A 17,032-nucleotide genomic window follows, 5' to 3' on the forward strand; every position below is an offset into this window, starting at 1 on the left:
AGGAATTTAAAACATGGCAGTAAAGAAAACCACAGGAACACAGATTCAACTAGGTCACTTATCTCTTGATTTAAAGCTTGATGGTAAAGCTATCTTAAACATTGAAAAGCGTTTAGGTAAGTCAGTTATGACATTGTTCATGAATGCAGATGGCGGTATGCAAATGCCACCAACTAACGAAATCTTGATTGTTCTGCAGGGTGCTAACACCAAGCATGGTGTTAGTGATGCTGATATGATCAATGCTTTTAGCGAATACGTTGATCAAGGTAATTCACCAATGGATTTGTTCTTAAAACTAACTAATTTGTTTGAGGATTCTGGTTTTTTTGGCAACAACAAGGCCAATCAGGAGACGGACGACAGCGAACAGATGACACTGGACGCACCAGTAGCGGACGAACCAGCGGACGAGGACAAGAGCCTGTAAAACAATACAATACTGTTTCTGAAATGCTGATTGATATGCAGCCAATGGCTTTACGAGCTGGTATTTCGGTTGAGCGTTATTGGAGTATGGACATGAATGAGATTATTGCTCAATCCAAAGCTAATAATCAACGCAAGTATGACCAGCTTAAAGAACGAGCCGTTATGGACCATAAGCTCTCTGAACTGATGGCATTCGCGGTCAATGAACCAAACAAAATGCCGGATATCAAAAAGATGTATGGCATTGATGTGGAAGCTGATGAACCAGAGCCACAATCCACAGAGCCAATTCCAGATTGGAAAAAAGACCAAGTTGAATTCATGAAGCAAGCAGAAATGATACGTAATACTCGAAATGCTAAGAAAAATAAGCAGGGAGGTGAATAGCGATGGATCTTGAAACTCTACAAGTTATTTTTGATATGAACACCGAACGTATTCAACCGAAGCTTGACGCTCTCCAGCAGAAGTTTTCGAGAGTGTTTGACCGACTTGAAGGCACTGCTAAGTCTGGCTCTGAAAAAACGGAAGACAGTATGAGTGTGTCTGAAGGTTCTAAGAAGATGGCTGATGAACTTGGCGAACTGAATGACCGCACTAAAGGCATGATGGACAAGTTCAACACCATTATCAATGGTGGTGCAGAAAAGGCTGCTAAATCAATGACCAGTAATATGGGTAAGATGCGCACTGATACGATGAAGAGTGTGGATTCGATGGTTGCTGATATTGATAGCAAGATGGATCAAGCCCGTGCCGCTCAAGAGCGGATGATGAATCTGCGTGGTATGAAGTCCGACAGCCTAGATGCTGGTGATAACAAGCAAGCTTCTCGTTATGATGAACAAGCTGCCAGTGCTCAAGCTCGCATGGTCAGATATCAAAACCAAGCTAAAGCGCTCGCTCAAGAACTTAATGACCAAGCCAAACAATTACCTGGTACGCTTAATCGGATTGCTGACGGTATGGACGAGAATGAAGCCAAGATTGAAGCTATTCGAAGGAAAATCAAGGGCCTAGAGGTTGCTGAAAAAGATGCCTATGCATTGGACCCGAATAAGGGGTTTAATGCAGAGCCATCAGTACCTACTGATAAGTCACGGGCAATTGCTGAACAGATCAACAAAGAACGAGCTTCTATGAACAAGCTGATTGCTACTAGTGACGCTTTAAATGACCAATATGGCCGATTAGAAGACCGTTCTAAAGCATTAGCTGGTGCGGGTTCACGAGTTGATACCAGTCTTGAATCAGAAGGTACACAGACCCGTAGCTTACGAGAAAACTTTGCCCGCTTAGGTAATGAGTTTTCTGCTGTGGGCAGTCGGATGCGCAGTGTTTTAAGTTCAATTGCTAGGTTTACTGGATTATCTCGTCTCTCTCGGCAATTTAGAGAGCTACGAGGTGATTCCTCAAGCTTGATCAGCCGTTTAGTTGAAGTTGGTAATCGTGGTTCTCGTTCCATGAATAAACTGAACAGCAGTGCACATAGATCAGAATCATCAATGCGTCAATTAACCTATGGCTTGAAGTCTTTACCAGCACAATTCATTGTGTGGGGTATTGGCTTTGAAGCCATGTCAAAGTTTAGTACCGGTTTACTTAATGCTGCTAAAACTGACCGTGAGTTTAATGCTAGTTTGAATGCCGTCAAAGCCAACTTAATGACTGCCTTTTATCCTTTGTATACGGCTATCATTCCTTGGCTAGACGCATTTATGAACACTCTAGCTAAAGCAACTGGTTGGTTAGCGCAATTTAGTGCTGCTTTATTTGGTATGAGCAATAATGCTGCCCGCTCTGGTGCTGCTGGTTTATACAAACAGACTAAAGCCATGGGCGACACCGCCACTGCCACTAGTAAAGCCACTAAGGAATTGCAGAAACATAATGCTGCTATTACGGCTCACAACAGAGCCATGCAGCAAGCTGTTGCTAAAGAAAATGCAGCAATCACCGCTCACAACAAAGCAATGCAGGCAGCAGTTCAAAAAGAAAATGCACAGATTAAGTCGCGTAATGCTGCCAGACGTAAAGCTATTCAAGATGAAAATGCTGATATCCGTGCAGAAAACGAGAAACGCAGTCAAGCGGTTAAAGATGCCAATGCAAAAATTAAAGCATCTAATAAAAAGGTTGCGGATGATGTTGCTAAGCAAAATGATGCACAAAAAGAGAAGATAGCTGAACTAAAGAAAAAGTATCAGGATTATAAAAATTCTCTCATGGGTTTTGATGAAATCAATACTTTGGATGTCAGTCAAGATATTCCTGATTACACACCTAAGAAAGCCAAGCAACAAGCTTTGGAGACTTACAAAGCAAAGCCAACTAAACAATCCGACTTTACCCCAGAATCACTTAAACACTACACGCCAGAACCATTGAAACATTACACACCTAAACCCACAGAGAGTGCGACTAGTTTGGATGATTATAATCCAGATGGTGTGGATAATGATTTGAAGAAATCAATGGCAGCATTTGGTGGTGCAGCTGCAGCAGCTAGAGAATTAAAAAAGATTTTAGCCGAATTGTTCAAGCCAATGAAAGAAGCTTGGGACAAGGAAGGTGCTGGCGTTGTTAAAGAAGCCAAGTATGCTTTAAACGAAATTGAACGTTTACTTGGTGACATTGGCCGTTCCTTTATGAAAGTTTGGGACGGCAAGACTGGTGTCAGGATGCTGACTGATATCCTCAGATTGCTGAAAACGGTATTAGGTATTATCGGTGACGTTGCCAAGGCGTTTGCTCAAGCATGGGAAGATCATGGTGCTGGTACTAAGTACATTAGGTCAATCTTTAATGCTTTCGATTCAATATTGAAAGTATTGATTGAAATTGGTAAATCATTCCGCAAAGCTTGGGATGATGGTGGTACTGGTCGAAAGATTGCTTCTGATTTACTCAAGCTGTTCACAGATATTAACAAGCTGATTATTGGTATTGCTAATTCGTTCCGTAAAGCGTGGACAGAAGGCAATACTGGCACGAAGTTATTCAGTGCTTGGTTAAAAGCCTTTGACCAAATTGTTAAGCTGGTTGATTCATTTGTGAATGCCTTTCGTAAGGCTTGGGCTGAAGGTGGTATGGGTACTAAGATATTTAACAATATATTGAAGATTGCTACTAATGTTGGTAAAACAATCGGTGCTCTTGCTAGCCAGTTCCGTAAAGCATGGGATAGTGGCAAGCTAGGGCAAAGTATCTTCCACACAATTCTGGGTGTGGCCAATGATGTGGTATCTCGTATCAAAGATATGAGTAGTGCTACAGTCACCTTTGCTAAACATCTTGATTTCAGACCATTACTTGAGTCGATTAAGTCCTTATTCAGTTCTCTCCGTGGATTGAACAAGACAGTTTGGGATGCACTGGACTGGGGTTACAAGAATGTGTTACTGCCACTGGCTAAATTTACGATTAGCAAAGTATTGCCGAATTTCTTCCAATTATTAGCATCGGTAATAAAAGTTGTTAATGCGGTATTAAAGGCATTAGCACCATTGGCTAAGTCACTGTTCAATGCATTCTTAAAGCCATTTGCTGGCTATACCGGTGGTAAAGGTATCAGTACTTTGCAACTCATTACCAAATCATTAGATGGTTTGGCTAATTGGATCAACAAACATCAGAGCACAGTGAGAGACTTTGCTAAAGTGCTAGGCACTTTGTTTGGTTTTAAAATTGCCATGGGTGGTTTTACTAAAGGCGTTAGTTTACTGGAAGACTTGAATAAAGCTTTGTTCAAAGCCAGCGTTAACGGTAAAGGGTTGCGGAGCATACTAGAACATTTTACCGGACTAGATAAAATCAAAAACGCATTTGGTACTTTGAAAAGCCTAGATCAGCTAAAGTTCAGCAAGCTTAAAGATGGTGCATCGAGTGCTAAGTCGTTTGCCGGTGTTGCGTGGTCGAAGCTTAAAGACGGTGCAAAATGGGCTGGTGATTTAGCTGGTCTTGGCTGGTCGAAGCTTAAGACTGGTGCAGTTATTATTGTAGATTTTGTCAAAGGAATTAAAGACTGGTCAATCTGGAGTAAGTTGGCAGCTGCTGGTCAAGCAGCATTGAACTTAGTAATGGATACTAACCCGTTTATATTAATTGCTTCAGCAATTGCTGCAGTTGTTGCCGGTTTAGTTTTACTTTACAAACACGATAAAAAGTTCCGTGACTTCTGTAACGATATCTTTAAAAACATTACCAAATGGCTCGGTGATGCAATTACTTGGCTTAAAAAGAACTGGTCCACCGTTGCTCTAGCAATTGTTGATCCTGTGGGTGCTGTTGCTAAGTGGTTCTATGGTGATACCAAGACTGGTAAAGCTATCGTTAAATGGGGCAAGGGTCTCTTGAAAGATGCAGTCAACTGGGCTAAAGGTATTGGTGCTGGAATAAGCAACGCAGTTTCTAAAGGTAAAAAAGAACTAACTAAAGCCAGTTCCAATATTTACAAGTGGTTGTCAGGCAAAGCTGAAACTGCTTTTGATACGGTTAAGTCCAAAGCTAAGACTCTTGGAAAAGATATTAGTTCACGAGTTAACAGTGCCAAGAAAGGCTTGCAGAAAGTCAGTTCTAACATTCAAAGTTGGCTGTCATCAAAAGCCAAAGATGCTTTTAAAGCTGTATCAAGCAAGGCAAAATCACTTGGAAAAGATATTAGTGGTTTCATTTCTAAGAGTAAAAAGGTACTTACTAAGGCTGGTTCGAATGTTCATGATTGGTTGTCTTCGAAGTCTAAAGATGCTTTCAAGACAGTTTCTAGTAAAGCTAAATCACTCGGTAAGGACATTAGTAATTTTGTCTCGAAGGGTAAGAAAGATTTAACTAAGGCTGGTAGTAATGTTCGTGACTGGGTATCAAGCAAAGCCAAGGATGCCTTTAAGACAGTTAGCAGTAAAGCCAAGGGTATCGGTAAGTACATCCATGACCACGTAAATGATGGTAAGTCGGAGATGACTAAAGCCAGCTCTAACATTAAATCATGGGTATCTAGCAAGGCTAAGGATGCTTTTAAGACCGTTAGCGATAAGGCTAAGAGCATTGGCTCTTACATCTATAGCCATATCAAGAGTGGCAAGGGTGCTATGGAATCTGCCAGCAAGACAATCTATACTGCCGTCCACAGTAAAGCCAGTTCAGCTTTTACAGCCCTCGAGAAACGAGCCAAGAGCTTAGGCGGCAACATTGCTAGTGGATTGAAGAAGGGTATTTCGGGTATCAAGAGTGCTGGTAGATCAATTGCCAATGCGATTGTCGGTACAATTGGTGCCGCAGTAAATGGTGTGATTGATGGTTTGAAGTGGATCCTACGGCACGTTGGCGCTAGTGGCATGGCAAGTAACATGAGTCATTGGCATGTCCCTCACTATGCAACTGGTGGTGTTCACCAAGGTGGCTTGGCAGTTGTTAACGATGCGGATGATGATACTTATCAGGAATCTTATGAGCTACCAAATGGTAAGCAAGGACTGTTTCCTAAGAAACGGAACTTGGTTGCTGATTTACCATACGGTACCAAAATCAAAACGGCCATGCAGACTGAAAAAGATATCTACGATCAGCTTCCACACTATGCTCAAGGTGTGAGTGGTAATACTTGGACGTTCAACATTCCCACTGGTAGTTCAAACTACGAATTAAAGTTTGGTCCGGTACTTTCTGCTGTGTCTGCTATGATTGGCAGTCAAGTACAGAACCTCTTGAAAGGTTTAAATGGTAGCAACATTCTTTGGGATGCTGCTCATCCTAAGTCTATTATTAATGAATTTACCAGCAGTGCTGATTCGTTTAATTCGAATAATTCTCTTGGAACTGCTTTGGCGCATGGTGCCAACTCCAAGATTCGTTCTGGTGCTACTTCAACGATTGAGAAAGCTTTGAAGTCGTTTGCTAATAAACAGATGGCTAAGATTCGCAGTATTATTCGTGCTGCTGAAGATGCCTATAAACGTGCTGTGGAAGCCGCAAAGAAAGCGGCAGAAGAAGCAGCTCGGAAAGCTAAGGAAGCTATTGAACGTGGCAAACGTGAAGCTGCAGCAGTCGTTGCCAGCATCACCCGTCATAAAAAGCGTGGTCATGAACTAGGCGGTTTAGTTACCGAACCTGATGACTATCCATTAGCTGAGAACGGTAAGCCAGAAATGGTATTGCCATTGAGTAAGCCAAAGCTAGCACTAGGGTATATTGCTGAGTCACTGCAACAGATGGGTTATTCCAATACTGGTGTTACCATGCCAGCAAGCATGACTAAATCACAGTTGCCAGTTTCTATGACGCCATCTACCAGTCAAGGTAACTCGGCTGTTGGTGTTCAAGGTGACGGTGTATCTGGTATGCAACAGGCGATTGTCAATGCAATCACTCTGGCTTTGCAACAGAATTCCAGTGTGAAGAGTGCCAATGCTAGTGGTCAACCAGTTGAAGTTACTGTCAAGATTGGTGACGAAAGCTTTGGTAAGCACGCTATTAAAGGTATTAATGCTGTTAACCGCAAAAACGGTCACAACATGCTTAATCTGTAAGGAGGAAAGTTAGGTGAGCTACTATTTTGCAGTCAACGGGACCACCTTACCCACACCAAAGACGTATTCGTGGGTGATCCAAGATATTGATGGAAAGACAACTCGGAATGCCAGTGGGAACATGGTGCGTGACCGGATTACTTCTAAAATTAAATTAACTATTGAATGGGGACCTTTATCTAACGACCAGATTTCGCAAATTCTGACCGCAGTTGAAGATCCTTTTTTTGAAGCATCATATATTGATGCTCAAGCTGGTGGGATGGTCACTAAAACATTTTATGTGGGTGATCGAACCGCTCCAGCGTACAGCTGGAATGACCAGTTTAAAAACTATGCTTGGACTGGCTTGAGCTTCGATATTATTGAACAGTAGGGAGGTGAGAAATTGTTAAAGCAATCAGATGCTTTTAATAAGATGTTTGCTAGTGACAGTCGCACTCTCTCTATCAAAGCTACTGTAGCAGGCAAGGATTACACAGCAGACGATTTAACATCAGTTGAGTATGATTCGGCGGCTATGACTGGCGAAACTATGGGCATTGGTTCGACCTACGAGAACTCCGTTAAGATAACGTTTGCTAATCTTGTGGAAGGTATCAAAGCTAAAGACGAAGTCACAGTGTCGATTGGTGCTAAGCTGTCAGATGGCACTGTTGAATATGCGCCAATGGGTGTATTTTATGTAGATGATGATATCTCCATGGATCGCAACAACAACGTGACTGAAATCACAGCGGATGATGCTATGTGTATGCTGGAAGGTGTTTATACACCGAAAGTTACAGTACCTACGAATTTATCAGCGATGGCATTGGATATCGCTAATCAAGCTGGTGTACCAATTAATCAGGATAACTTTAGTAAGTTACCAGTGATTGGTTTAAGTCGGTTACCAAAGAATCAGACTTATCGCACAGTGTTAGGCTGGTTAGCCATGATGATCCCTGGCTATGCTACGTTTGACCGCAGTGGACAGCTATGTTTAAGAGGTATCACCGGTTCAGAGTATGCGGTAACACCTGATGAGTATGAGTTTCAAGGGCTAACTAAGAATGAGAATCCATATACTGTAGCTGGAATTACAATCACACAAGATACTTCCACAGATGATTATTCAGCTACAGATTCAGGTAATAGTGTCAACACGAGTGATACGAGTGCAAGTGCGACAGCTACAGACGACTCAGACAGTGATAATTCGCCTGATACGGATGTTGATACAGGAGATACAGACGACAGTTCCACAGATGATACCAATACTAACACCACAGATGATGGCGACGGTGTAACTTTCCAAGCTGGTGCTACTACTGGCTCAGTTATAGCTGTACAAAACAATTTGATGACACAAGATATCTTAGACGATATGTGGAAAGTCATTCAGCCGATTCAGTATTATCCGTACACATTGAATTGGTTTGGTAATCCGGCTGTGGAAGCTGGTGATTGGCTAGAGATATCCGACACCCAAGGCAACAAGTTTACGGTGCCGAATAATAGCTATGTTTTAACGTTTGATGGTGGATTAAGTGCGGTATCAAGCACGGGTGAGACAGTCACTTCTGGTAACATCTGGGATTATCATGGCTCACTCAATCAAACAATTAAACAGATTACCAGACAATTGAACGCAGTAGGTACCTATACTTTCTATACTGAAAGTGACCCTGCTGATCCACACGAAGGCGATTTATGGTACAAACCGATTGGTGACAAGACTGAGCTATATGTCTACAGCAAGGGAAAATGGGTATTGATGGTCAACGATTTGACTGGTAAGCAAATATCAGATCAAGTTGACCAAGCGCAGAAAGATATCAAAAATGCTTTAGCTGTGGCGGATGCTGCCAATACACAGGCTGCTAATAATGAGAAAGATTTGCAGTTAAAAATTGGTACTGATGAGTTTAATTCATCAATCAGTGAATTAACGAATGATATTAATTTACGTGTTAAAACTGGTGATTTGATCAGTCAGATAAATACTGAAGCAGGACAAGTATTGATTCAATCAGGCAAGATACTGTTAGATTCTCCCACAGTAACATTTGCAGATAAAGCGTTTATCCCCGATGCCGTTATTAAAAATATATCAGCAACTAAAATAACCGCTGGACTTATGGATGCCAGCCAATTTGTAGTAGAAAACCTTAGTGGATATGGCATTACATCACATACTATCAGTGCAGATAAGCTAACTGTTGATGCCATTCAGGTTGGCCTCAATGATATGGGTGACGTTATTAAAATTAATCCTAAGACTCTGGGCTTTTATAGTGATGGCAATCTATCTCTTGAGTTAAATGAGAGCGGACAGCATATATTCAGTGCTGGGACTTCTGTTGGTTATATTAATGGTTCACATTGGGATAGTCATCCTGAAGTTAATGGTTTGACTTTTGATCTTGACCCCACTGGTGACTATATGGCTTGGGGATATAAGACTAATTCAACTGACAAAGATTATATGACACAGCTACAGTGGATTTCAAAAGGTGTCGCAAGCAAAATAGGTCAAGAAGCTGGATTTAGTTTTAGTGATGTTGTTCGATTTAACGGAGGAATTTTGCCGCATGGTGGCAGCATACCTTTGAGTTTCTATAACTATACAGTAGATGGTAGCAATACTGGCGTTTTACTAGGAGCAAACACGTCAAGTGGTATTGATTATACTGGCAATACTGTGTATTTAATTTATGGTGGTACTGCCTACGATCTAGGTCAAGTAGTTAACCAAGTGATAACAATTAATGGTCAGATTAGTGACATAATCTCAGCAATTAATAGCTTAGGTTCATCATCAAACGAATAGGGTGAAATAATGCAGATTAAATTAAATAATAATGATTTAGATTCAATTGTCACTATGTTGAATGGCTTAACTATTAAGGGTGCAGCAATCAATCGTGCCCGCTATTCAGTGGTTAAGCTACTCAATAATCAACTTGAAGATTTAAACGAGTTTAAGCAACAATTAGTTACTCAGTATGCTGAAAAAGGTAAAGATGGTCAGCCCCTTGTGGACGATAATTCTTACACGTTTAAAGGCGATAATGCTGTTAAATTCCAGAATGAGTTTAAAACTCTGATGGGTGAAGATATTAAAATTACGATTGATGATTACAGCAATCAGTTTAAGAAACTTTATGACTTTCTCAATTCATATGATGAAGAATTAACGGGTGCCAGCGCTTATGCGTTTGGTGCCTTTTTAGATGAATTAGAGCGAGTTGGGATCAATAAATAAACGATAAAGAAGGTGATTGAATGGCAAGTTCAGCAAAAGGTCTAGTTGCAACAGGCACTCGGCTCTACTTTACTGGACACGGCTCAGTGGCATTCACAGAAGTTGCTAACGTTAAGACCACACCAGAAATTGGTGCAACTCCACAGCAAATTGAAATCACCAACCTTGATGATGTTAACCAACGCTATGCAATGGGTATGGGAAATATCCCCATATTAACGTTCACAATTATCTATAAAGGCCCTGACTGGAACAATATATATAAGCTGGCAGGCAATCATGTTGATTACGACTGGAAGCTGGTCTATCCAGATGGGATGTATATCACGTTTACTGGTCCATTTCAGATTCAGTTAGAACCATTGGATGTGAACACTGCAGCTACTTATAACATCAGCATTGCTCCAAATGATATTCCTAAATTTCATGAGTCCACGGATACAGCCGATGATTCTGGCAATAGTGGAAGTGAGAGAGGTGATAGTGAGATGGGATATCGACCAATGTTTGTTAAGTCATTCGATTCAGTTGCTGATATGAACGCCTATGATGATTCGGCCAATGATGTGATTCAAGGCGACTTTGTACTGATTAATTCGTCTGATGGTGACCGTGGGAAAGTCTATTTCTACAACGGCAATGGTTTTACGTTCTTTGCTAATATCATTGGACCAGCAGGTAGTAAAGGCGATAAGGGTGATCCAGGTGTTGACATGAAAATGCTGGGTAAGGAAGACTCACTCCCTGCGTTAGCTAACGAAGGCGAGCTTTGCTTCGTTGATACCACACTTTATTCGTACACTGGCGGTAAGTGGATTAATCTAGGTGACTTTAAAGGCGATAAAGGTGATACGGGTGCACAAGGTGATTCAGCTTATACAGAAGCTGTGGCCGGTGGCTTTAAAGGCACACAAGATGAATGGATTGCTTCGCTGAAAGGCGATAAGGGCGACCAAGGTGATCAGGGTATTCAAGGCCTACAAGGTGAAAAAGGAGACACTGGTGCGACTGGTCCTGCTGGTCCACAAGGCGACAAAGGTGATAAAGGTGACCCTGGAGAAGTTAGTTTAGCTAATTTAAATACTGGACTAAGTTCGAAAGCCAGTTTAACTGATAAAAACGAGTTTAAAGGTGCTAATCAGTTTGATATTGACCCTACCGATAAAAACGGGATTGCTTATATAAATAAGCAAAACGCATTCGATAAAACCGAGGATTTATTGGGGACGAGAAACTACCTGTCTAACGGAGATTTTTCTAATGGTATGACTGGTTGGAGAAATTGGGGTAGTACAAGTGGTGTTCGAGAAGTTTCATCAATCACAGGAATGGGAGCTATAACTCATGCACTTCATTTAAAAAATGGTGATACAACTCAATTCGGCATGGCTTATGATAATATTCCAGTTCCTATCAATCAAACCGTAACTTACTCATATTGGTATAAAACGAATGTTACTGCGTCAACCACTACCCAAGGAATAATCCAAATTGAAACCAATGGTTCTGGAAATAATATTCCTTCTACTGGTGGGGCATGGAGTAACGCCGTTTTTACTCTAATCACAGACGGAAACTGGCATAGAGTATCTTATACGGCTCTCGTCACGAATAACATAATAGCTATATACGCTGGGTTTAATGGTTCTTCCAGTGGTGGGGCAAGCGTTCCTAACACCGATTTATGGATAACAGGTGTACAGATTGAGTTAGGTTCAATCGCAACCGATTGGTCGCCAGCCCCCGAAGACAAAGCTAATCAAACCGATTTAACAGCCCTCATAAATCGTGTGGCAGCACTAGAAGCCAAAATTAAATAAAGAAGGTAATTAAATGTTTACTTACATTAAATACGATTCAGATGGATTCGTTACTCAATATCAAAATACTGAGGCAGATGGGTTTACTAAGACCTATCTGTTAGATTCATGGATTCCAAAGTTTGCACAATGGCCAAACAAGTTTCGTTACGACACCGAGAAAAACGCTTTGTTAAATCCTGGTAATTTACCAGATATTTCATTAGCTGATTTAAACAAAAAGTATCAAGACTTGTTGAATACCAGTAAGCAAGTTACTGAATCGACCACGACTATCGCCCAGCAACAAACTCAAGATGCTGAAAGCTTAACTCAGGTACAACAAGCTATTACAACGATGGCAATGGCTAATGCCATGGCTACCAATAATACTAATAAGGAGGAAGCATAATTATGGTACAAATTTATACATGGGCTTATCAAGATTGGAAGACGATTGATGAAGATGGTTTGAAACAATTAGTTGGATTACGACAAGGTATTACTACTGATGAATTTAAGACTATCACTGGTGATGACTATTCATCCACAGCAACGCCTGCTACACCAACAGCTTAATGTCAACGAATAATCTTTTCGATAAAGGAGGTGGTAGAAAACATGTGGCGAAACTTTAAACTGAATCATTTTATCGTGATATCTGGACTGGAAACATTAACACTTGGTGCCTATCTAATTTATGTGCAACACGTTTTTAATCCCTATCGGCCAGCAGAGTTAGCTCACATTATCCAACACGCACAAGATCCAGGTATGGCAATCATCCTTGTCTGTGTGGGTATGCTAGCCATCATTACAGGTTGTTGGGATATCAACCGTTTTAAAGCTAAACGGTTAAGCATAGTGAGCATGGCTGCCATTTGGTCAACTTATTTTGTAGCATTTTTTTACCACGATTGTCAGCGTCCTGGACCAATAGGTTTCGGGACTTTTTTAATTGCGTTTATTTTGATCCGTTTGCTGGCGGAGGCACTGTGGGGTGAGCGCACGTGAATTTCGGAAACCAAATCATTCAGTACCTTTTACCAGCATTAATTGGGGCGAGTGTATCCTGGTATGCCGCTTCTAAAAATAATTCGGTTCAAACTGAGGAGTTGTATGCCGACCATTTGCCTGAAATTTGGCAACGCTTGGATAACATCACTCAAGAGCGAGATGACTTAAAAGCGCAAGTCGAGTCTTTACAATTGCAGGTTAAAGAACAATCGAAAATTATTTACCAACTTAATCAGTCGGTGAACCGATTGAAGGATTCCATTAACAATCAAACTAAGGAGATTGATAAGAATGTTAACTAAAAATTACAGTACTACGGCAATTATCATGGCAAGTAACGTTTTAGACGGTGGCAAGGATATTAAAGTCGTACCAGCTGAATATCAGAATGGTGTGGCCGATATCATTAAGGGTACTACTTCTGTGGAAACACCTGCTGTTAATCCAACAGTTGTGATTAATCCGACTAAGGAGGCTAAGTAATGAAATATATTACTGATGTTGTCACATGGCTAACTGGCGGGGGATTCACCCTGCTAGTTGCGTTATTGGTTAACAATCGTAAGTCTATCTTTAGCTTACTGGAAAACATTGCTGACCACACAAAGACAAAAGCGGATAATGATTTATTGACTCGAATTAAAGCTGAAGCTCAAACACAAGTTACTGCTGTGCAGCACTCCAGTTATTCAGGGAGCGAGCAGAAAGAACTAGCTGTTAAGAAGTTAATTGAGTTAGCTAAAGACTTTGATGTGGATTTAGACAGCGACAAGGCTAAAGATTATGTAGAGGAAGCCTACCAGCTAAACTATGGTACTAAGAAACCAGCAATCGATAAGACTTCCACGGATCAGACTAAACTGATTCAAGATATCACTTCCACAGCACAGAAAATTGAGGCTGTTAATCCGCCAGCTGTGCAATTAGACAACGGTGACCTCATTGAGCTTAATAATCAGCAATATACTATTAACTCCAATGAAACTGGTGAAATCACTCTCACAAAGAAGGCGTAATAATGGCACATTACTTTATTGATGTTTCCAGCTATCAGCCATCAAGCTATGCCTATTTCTTGGATAAAAAACGCCGTGGAGCTAAGGGTGTAGTTATTAAAACGTCAGAAGGTGGCTACGGCGGTACACCATACGTTTCACAGAGTGGTAGAGCACAGATTGCTAATGCACGTAAAGCTGGTTTAAAGGTTGCAGTTTATCACTATGCTAAGTTCAACAGTCTGCGATACGGTGCTAATGATCCAGTTAACGAAGCCAATTTGATGGCAAACACGGCCAGAGCATGGGGTTGTGGAAGCGACACATTAATGGTGCTTGATGCAGAAGACCCTGTATTGAGACATGATGCTGCTGCAGACGCCGCTATTTTCTATAATGCTCTCAAACGCAAAGGGTTTAAGCATTTTGATATCTATGGTCCAGGTTCATGGTTCTGGGCTGGCCGTTTGAAGATTGGTACTAGTTATGGTTTAAAAGGCTGGCCTGCAGCCTATGGTAGCTCTGGTTCTGGTGTGTCCGGTGCTAAAGCTTGGCAATACACCGATAATTGGAAAGGGCTTGGTGTGGATGGCTCTCTCGACTATGGTGGTCAATACACAACTAAAAGTGAGACGCCAGTGAAACCTAAGAAAATCACCAAGGATAACGTCCACGAATACTATTACTGCTACAATCCAGCTCGAATTATTACGAAGACAACTATTTACCAACACAAGACTGCAAAGTTAAGTAGGAAGTCTAATCGTGGACTGAAATTATTTGCTGGTACTCCCGTGGATATAGCTAAAGTACACTTTGATAAAGATGGTATTGTGCCATACTTTGAACTTGCAAACGGCACGTTTATCACTGCAAACAGAAACATGGTAACAAACGCATACTATGAATCTCCATTAAAAGAGATCAAGGTATTGCATCGTATAAAGCTTTATCGTGATCTACAGCGCACTAAAGTTGTTAGTCACAAAGGTCATACGGGTAACAGTTGGCCTAAAGGTACAGAGTTCACAGTCAGCAAAGTAATCCCATATAAAGGTTCATGGGTGCTGAAACTGGATAATGGTTTCTACTGCACAGCGTATAAACAATATGTTCGAAAAGTTAAGTAAATAAAATTAGTGTAATCTCGATAATGAGCCTCCTGACCTTCGCGGTTGGGAGGCTTTTTTTGTGGTTTCTCTAATTCTATATTTCACTATTTCTATATTTTATTATTTCTATAAATCCCTGTTAGGGGAGTGCCAAATGGTGTTGAATTTTTAGCATTGTAAACAGAAATTTATAGCTATATAATTACGGTGTAATTTTAATTTCACAGGGGAAATTTAGACTAATTTCAAAGGGGGATAAAGTATGCGCAAGAAGTTATTAAGTAAGTTAGCGTTAGTGACATTAGGGCTGGGATTATTTGGTGCTGGTGGTATGATCACGAACAGTAATACGGTTACAGTATCAGCTAAGTCCAAAATTAGTAAAAGTCAGGCCAAAGGCAAAGAGATTGTTAAGAATTGGAAGCCCGGTCACATGAGCAGTTTTAATCCGGAAGTGTATAAAGTTCCAGCACAAAAAGGCTATCACTTCTATAAGGGATTTCAGGATAAAAGCTATTACAAGCGCGCTATCTCTGAATCTAAGAAGATTGGTCATATTAAATCTGGTAGTGTGAAACCACTTGATATGATGATGTATGACAACGAAGCGGCTAAAGCTACATTGACTAATGGTCATAAGATTGTGTGGAATATTGGTTATTACAAGCGAGCGGTTGAATTAATTCCTGGAATTATTAGTGAGAATCAGGTTCCCAAATTGACTAATCACAACCACCACTGGGTTAACTATTGGGTAGATGACTATGCTTACGATAATGAAAATGTCAGCTTTGAAGACGGTGAAAATACTATTTTCGGTAACCATTATAAGAATCCTGCTGGTTATCATCAATTAACCCATGGTGGCCACTTTCCAGTATGCATTAATGCCACCACTAATATTTATAATTCATCAAAAAAGATTCTGGTGTCTAGTGCTCAGACGTATATGGATAATTTGAAAGAACATGTTTTCGGTATTACTAGTTATTAACTTAGTGTTTCTCCTTAAAAGGACGCCTTCGGGCGTCCTTTTTTAACAGAAATGGCACATAAAGCAAACACGTGTTCGCGTATTTTGGTATACTGTTGCTGGAGGTGATTAGGTATGACACCAGCAAAAGAAGCGGAGTTAATCTATAGTAGAATCGAGCCACTTTTTAAACGGATGTGCCACACGAGATATGGTATTACTATTTCCAATGATATTTATGATAAGAGTTTTAACCTTTTCTTCGAATCCCAGCACGCAGGGCAGCGTCTGAAATCCACACCGTTGCACTCGCTCACTGATTACCGTCTGGAATTTTTAGAACAGGTAGTCAATGAACTTAAGAAGTATACAAAACTTAGTATCAAATATATAGGTTTTACCGGTAAAGTATGGCCGGTGGAGCAGACCATCATACAGAGAACTAAGAGTCCGCTGGAATAAAAAGCCACCCAGAAAAATGGGTGACTTTTTTTTAGAGCAAACGATCAATGAATCGGTCAAATTCTTCGATTTCATCTTTTGAAATGTGGACCCACAGACCATCAAGCAAAACATTCATGCTACCATCTGAAACGTACTTTACGAGATACATATTATTAGCTCCTTTCAAGTTATATAGAAAGATACGAAAAGAGTACTAACTTGTTTCTAAATTACTATGTAAAACCCGCCTAGGATTATTTACTGCCGCAAACCCGATTGCTGTATTCCTTGTCCCCCAAGGAGTACAGCAATTTTTATTTTTTTACTGGCACAAGGCCAATTTTTCATGTTTATTCTATGTTTTTGTGCCACTTTTGTGCCAGTAAGGTTCATTTTGTATCATTTCTATTCATTTTATGCAAAATAAAAACGCCCATTTCTAGGCGTTTTCAGTCGTTATAACATGATTTAATCACGTTTATTATG

16 protein-coding genes are annotated in these 17,032 nt (G+C 40.7%); all 16 read left to right on the forward strand.

Annotated features, from left to right (window positions below):
* Positions 1–13: 13 nt before the first annotated feature.
* The 16 genes from HC026_RS11120 (at position 14) to HC026_RS11195 (ending at position 16,564) form a co-directional block, all read left to right on the forward strand.
* A complete protein-coding gene (locus tag HC026_RS11120) occupies positions 14–430 on the forward strand; it encodes a DUF6096 family protein (RefSeq protein WP_168926001.1) in 417 nt (138 codons plus the stop codon).
* A gap of 92 nt (positions 431–522) precedes the next feature.
* Positions 523–819: a hypothetical protein gene (locus HC026_RS11125; protein ID WP_168926002.1), complete on the forward strand. Its 297-nt coding sequence runs from the start codon at positions 523–525 to the stop codon at positions 817–819.
* A gap of 2 nt (positions 820–821) precedes the next feature.
* Positions 822–6,956: a hypothetical protein gene (locus tag HC026_RS11130; RefSeq protein WP_168926003.1), complete on the forward strand. Its 6,135-nt coding sequence runs from the start codon at positions 822–824 to the stop codon at positions 6,954–6,956.
* A 13-nt stretch (positions 6,957–6,969) separates the two neighbouring features.
* On the forward strand, positions 6,970–7,332 hold the full coding sequence (locus HC026_RS11135; protein ID WP_168926004.1) for a DUF6711 family protein: 363 nt from the start codon (positions 6,970–6,972) through the stop codon (positions 7,330–7,332).
* Between the two features lie 12 nt (positions 7,333–7,344).
* Entirely contained in the window at positions 7,345–9,771 is a 2,427-nt protein-coding gene (locus HC026_RS11140) for a hypothetical protein (RefSeq protein WP_168926005.1), read from the forward strand.
* A 9-nt stretch (positions 9,772–9,780) separates the two neighbouring features.
* Positions 9,781–10,206, forward strand: coding sequence for a DUF1617 family protein (locus HC026_RS11145; protein WP_168926006.1), 426 nt, complete (start codon positions 9,781–9,783; stop codon positions 10,204–10,206).
* A gap of 20 nt (positions 10,207–10,226) precedes the next feature.
* Positions 10,227–12,026 carry a collagen-like triple helix repeat-containing protein gene (locus HC026_RS11150; RefSeq protein ID WP_232843736.1) on the forward strand — a complete coding sequence of 600 codons (1,800 nt, stop codon included), beginning with the start codon at positions 10,227–10,229 and terminating at the stop codon, positions 12,024–12,026.
* 13 nt (positions 12,027–12,039) lie between these two features.
* The gene (locus HC026_RS11155; protein ID WP_168926007.1) at positions 12,040–12,417 is read left to right on the forward strand and encodes a hypothetical protein; all 378 of its coding nucleotides are present in this window, start codon (positions 12,040–12,042) and stop codon (positions 12,415–12,417) included.
* 2 nt (positions 12,418–12,419) lie between these two features.
* A complete protein-coding gene (locus tag HC026_RS11160) occupies positions 12,420–12,584 on the forward strand; it encodes an XkdX family protein (RefSeq protein ID WP_168926008.1) in 165 nt (54 codons plus the stop codon).
* Positions 12,585–12,626: 42 nt separating this feature from the next.
* Positions 12,627–13,019 (forward strand): hypothetical protein, encoded by a 393-nt coding sequence (locus HC026_RS11165; RefSeq protein WP_168926009.1) that lies wholly within the window; start codon positions 12,627–12,629, stop codon positions 13,017–13,019.
* Positions 13,016–13,324 carry a hypothetical protein gene (locus HC026_RS11170; protein ID WP_168926010.1) on the forward strand — a complete coding sequence of 103 codons (309 nt, stop codon included), beginning with the start codon at positions 13,016–13,018 and terminating at the stop codon, positions 13,322–13,324. The genes HC026_RS11165 and HC026_RS11170 overlap by 4 nt, the downstream gene beginning before the upstream one ends.
* Positions 13,314–13,505, forward strand: a complete 192-nt coding sequence (locus HC026_RS11175; protein WP_168926011.1) for a hypothetical protein — start codon at positions 13,314–13,316, stop codon at positions 13,503–13,505. Before HC026_RS11170 ends, HC026_RS11175 begins: the two co-directional genes overlap by 11 nt.
* Positions 13,505–14,038, forward strand: coding sequence for a phage holin, LLH family (locus HC026_RS11180; protein WP_168926012.1), 534 nt, complete (start codon positions 13,505–13,507; stop codon positions 14,036–14,038). Before HC026_RS11175 ends, HC026_RS11180 begins: the two co-directional genes overlap by 1 nt.
* 2 nt (positions 14,039–14,040) lie before the next feature.
* A complete protein-coding gene (locus tag HC026_RS11185; protein ID WP_168926013.1) occupies positions 14,041–15,147 on the forward strand; it encodes a DUF5776 domain-containing protein in 1,107 nt (368 codons plus the stop codon).
* A gap of 244 nt (positions 15,148–15,391) precedes the next feature.
* Positions 15,392–16,123, forward strand: a complete 732-nt coding sequence (locus HC026_RS11190; RefSeq protein ID WP_168926014.1) for a hypothetical protein — start codon at positions 15,392–15,394, stop codon at positions 16,121–16,123.
* Between the two features lie 114 nt (positions 16,124–16,237).
* Positions 16,238–16,564 (forward strand): acetyl-CoA carboxylase, encoded by a 327-nt coding sequence (locus tag HC026_RS11195; protein ID WP_168926015.1) that lies wholly within the window; start codon positions 16,238–16,240, stop codon positions 16,562–16,564.
* Positions 16,565–17,032: the final 468 nt, after the last annotated feature.

The sequence above is a fragment of the Secundilactobacillus angelensis genome (assembly GCF_012641075.1).
GTDB lineage: Bacteria > Bacillota > Bacilli > Lactobacillales > Lactobacillaceae > Secundilactobacillus > Secundilactobacillus angelensis.